The sequence below is a fragment of the Kitasatospora sp. NPDC022785 genome (assembly GCF_055561295.1).
Genome location: NZ_JBVHHB010000064.1, coordinates 1 through 2,521, shown reverse-complemented (window position 1 = coordinate 2,521; position 2,521 = coordinate 1). Strand labels below are relative to the sequence as shown.

2 protein-coding genes are annotated in these 2,521 nt (G+C 71.4%); one reads left to right on the top strand and one right to left on the bottom strand.

Annotated features, from left to right (window positions below):
- Positions 1 to 92 precede the first annotated feature (92 nt).
- Complete coding sequence (locus ACZ3YO_RS39825) at positions 93 to 803, top strand: hypothetical protein (RefSeq protein WP_465579175.1); 711 nt, start codon at positions 93 to 95, stop codon at positions 801 to 803.
- A 4-nt stretch (positions 804 to 807) separates the two neighbouring features.
- Here ACZ3YO_RS39825 and ACZ3YO_RS39820 read toward each other — a convergent pair whose 3' ends face one another.
- Positions 808 to 2,040 carry an IS110 family RNA-guided transposase gene (locus ACZ3YO_RS39820; protein WP_465579177.1) on the bottom strand — a complete coding sequence of 411 codons (1,233 nt, stop codon included), beginning with the start codon at positions 2,038 to 2,040 and terminating at the stop codon, positions 808 to 810.
- Between the last annotated feature and the right edge of the window lie 481 nt (positions 2,041 to 2,521).

Sequence of the window (2,521 nt, the reverse complement as noted above, 5' to 3'; positions counted from 1 at the left end):
AGACACCTCACGGCGCCAAGCCGTCAAGTCGGTGGCCGGGTGGAGCGTGGGGCGGTCGAACAGAGCTGATCTTCGTACGCCAGAATCGCGGTATGGCGATGGCACGGCACTGGTACTCCTCGGCTCCCGTTGTGGACGGCCTCCCGCTGCTGGGCGAGCCGGGATTCTGGGCCGCGCACCTGGTCGACCTGTGCGACGGCGAGTCGCCGGAGGCCTTCGGCGCGGACGCCGGTGATGCCGGCGCCATGCTGGAACGCCTGCACGACAGGTCGGCCTGGCCGATGTTCACGGTCCCGCTGGAGGACGGGTTCTCGATCGTCGTGCACTACAACAGCGGCGAGGAGTACACGAGCACGGACTACTTCCTGGTCCACCCGGGCAGCCCCGACGCGGTCCTGGCCAGCACGGACCAGGACCGCACCGGTCCGGGCCTGTGCTGGCCGGAGCTCGCCGCGATCCTCCCCTCCCCGGGCGGAGCGGTCGGGGTGAGCGATCCACATGCCCGTCTGCTGCTGCTCCTGCCGGCGCTGGGCGACTCTGCGGCCCCGGCCGAGGCCGTGGACGCTGTCGTCGAGGCGCTGATCGCCCACGGCGCCCCCGACGGATGCGAGCCGCTGGCCCGGCGCCTGCTCGGAGGCCACCCGATGTGGGGCGCCCAGCCGTGGTCGTTCGATGCGGACGAGCGGAGCTGGATCTGCGACGGCGACCACAGCCCGCGGCAGACCCCACTCGGCGACCACCTGTCCCCGCGCGGGCGCGCCTCACTTGAGGCCTGCCTCAACGTGGCGGAACTGGACGCCTGAGCCGCTAGGCGGCAACCGCGATCGGTGGGGCCGGGAAGGCGGCGTGCTCGTCGAAGAGGCGGCGGGCCTTGAGGCAGTGGTAGAGCTGGCCGAGCATACGGTTGAAGAGGTTGCGCTGACCGGCGGCGTGCCAGTCGCCGTGGTCGTCTCGGCGTCGCCGGTAGTGGGCCTTCGCGCCGGGCGAGGCGGTGATCGCGGAGAACGCCCAGAGGTAGCCAGCGTGGTTGAGCCGGTCGTTCTTCACCCAGCGGCGGGTGATGCTGGACTTCTTGCCGGAGGCCCGGGTGACGGGGGATGCGCCGGCGTATGCCTTGAGGCCGCGGGCGTCGGCGAAGCGTTCGCGGTCGTCGCCGATCTCGGCGAGGACCCGGGCGCCGAGCTGGGTGCCGAGGCCGGGGAAGCTGCAGATGATCTCGGCGTCCGGGTGCTGCGGGAACACCTCCTCGACGGCCTGGGCGAGGTCGTCAGCGGCGGTGCAGGCGGCTGTGAGCTGGCCAAGGATGGCGAGCATCTGCCGACCGAGGGCGTCCTCGACCAGCGGGGGCTGGCGGACCCAGTCGGCGCGGAAGACTTCTCGCAGCCGGTCGGCCTCGGCGTCGATGCCGCGCTTGCGGCCGGCCCGCTTGAGGGCGGAGGCGAGCTGCGTGCGGGTCAGCTGCGCGGCCTTCGCCGGGGTCGGGGCGGTCTTGAGGATCTCGCGGGCCTCGGGGCGGCACAGGCCGTTCTTCCACGGCTCGAAGGCGGCCAGGGCGGCCGGGTAGTACTCGCGCAGCAGGGAGCGGAGCTGGTTGGCCATCTGCTGCCGGTTCCAGGTGGCGTCCTGCTGGGCGCGGGCGAGGACGGCGACGGCACGGGCCAGGTCGCTGTCGTCGGGCAGCGGCCGGTGGGCGTGCATGTCGGTGCGCAGGATGTTGGCCAGGACCAGGGCATCGCCGGGGTCGGACTTCTTGCGGGAGACGGCGTGGCGGTCGCGGTAGCGGGCGGCGGCCATCGGGTTGATCGCGAAGACCTTCCGCTTGCCGGTCCGCAGGACGGCGACCAGCAGGCCGCGGGAGGTCTCGATGGCGATAGGGATTGGGGTGTCCTCGGTGTCGCCGTACTCGGCGAGCAGGTCCAGCAGCAGCTTGTAGCCGGCCGCGTCGTCGGTGATGTGCCGCTTGGCCAGCAGCTGGCCGCTGTCGTCGACCAGGGCGACGTCGTGCGTCCGCTCGGCCCAGTCGATGCCGCAGTAGATCAAGTTGTTCCCTCCCTGGGGCGCGGTGTTTGTGCTGGTCACGAGCACATGCGGGCCACGCAGCGACCTAATTCCAGGACTCGGCCACCGGCCGGTCCGCCACCTCACTAGCCGTTCGTGGCACCAGCGCGCCGCACGGGCCCCGGTCTGTTGCGGGAGCTCGGCAGCTCGGGCAATTCGAGAGGTCACCGTGCGGCGGGCTCGCACCACCAACACCAACGAGTGATCAAGAGCTGGGTGTTGACGGTGGTGACGGTCACGGAGACGCCGGACGTCGCCGCTCTTGATGTAGGCCTCAAGGCCCGGAATCCCGTAGGCATCCGCCCGGCGCCCACGCGGCCGCCACCACCACGAACACTGGGGCCGCGCGCCGATCTATCCGAAGGCCTCGCTGGCCCGGGTGGCGCGAGGCGTCACGACCTCGGCATTCGAACGGACTGACAGCAGCCCCCTGGCTCCACCGATCCGCTATCAACGAATTAGG

What these genes read in the sequence shown, in the direction of transcription:
- ACZ3YO_RS39825 (WP_465579175.1), top strand. Translation starts at nt 93, where the DNA reads ATGGCGATGGCACGGCACTGGTACTCCTCGGCTCCCGTTGTGGACGGC.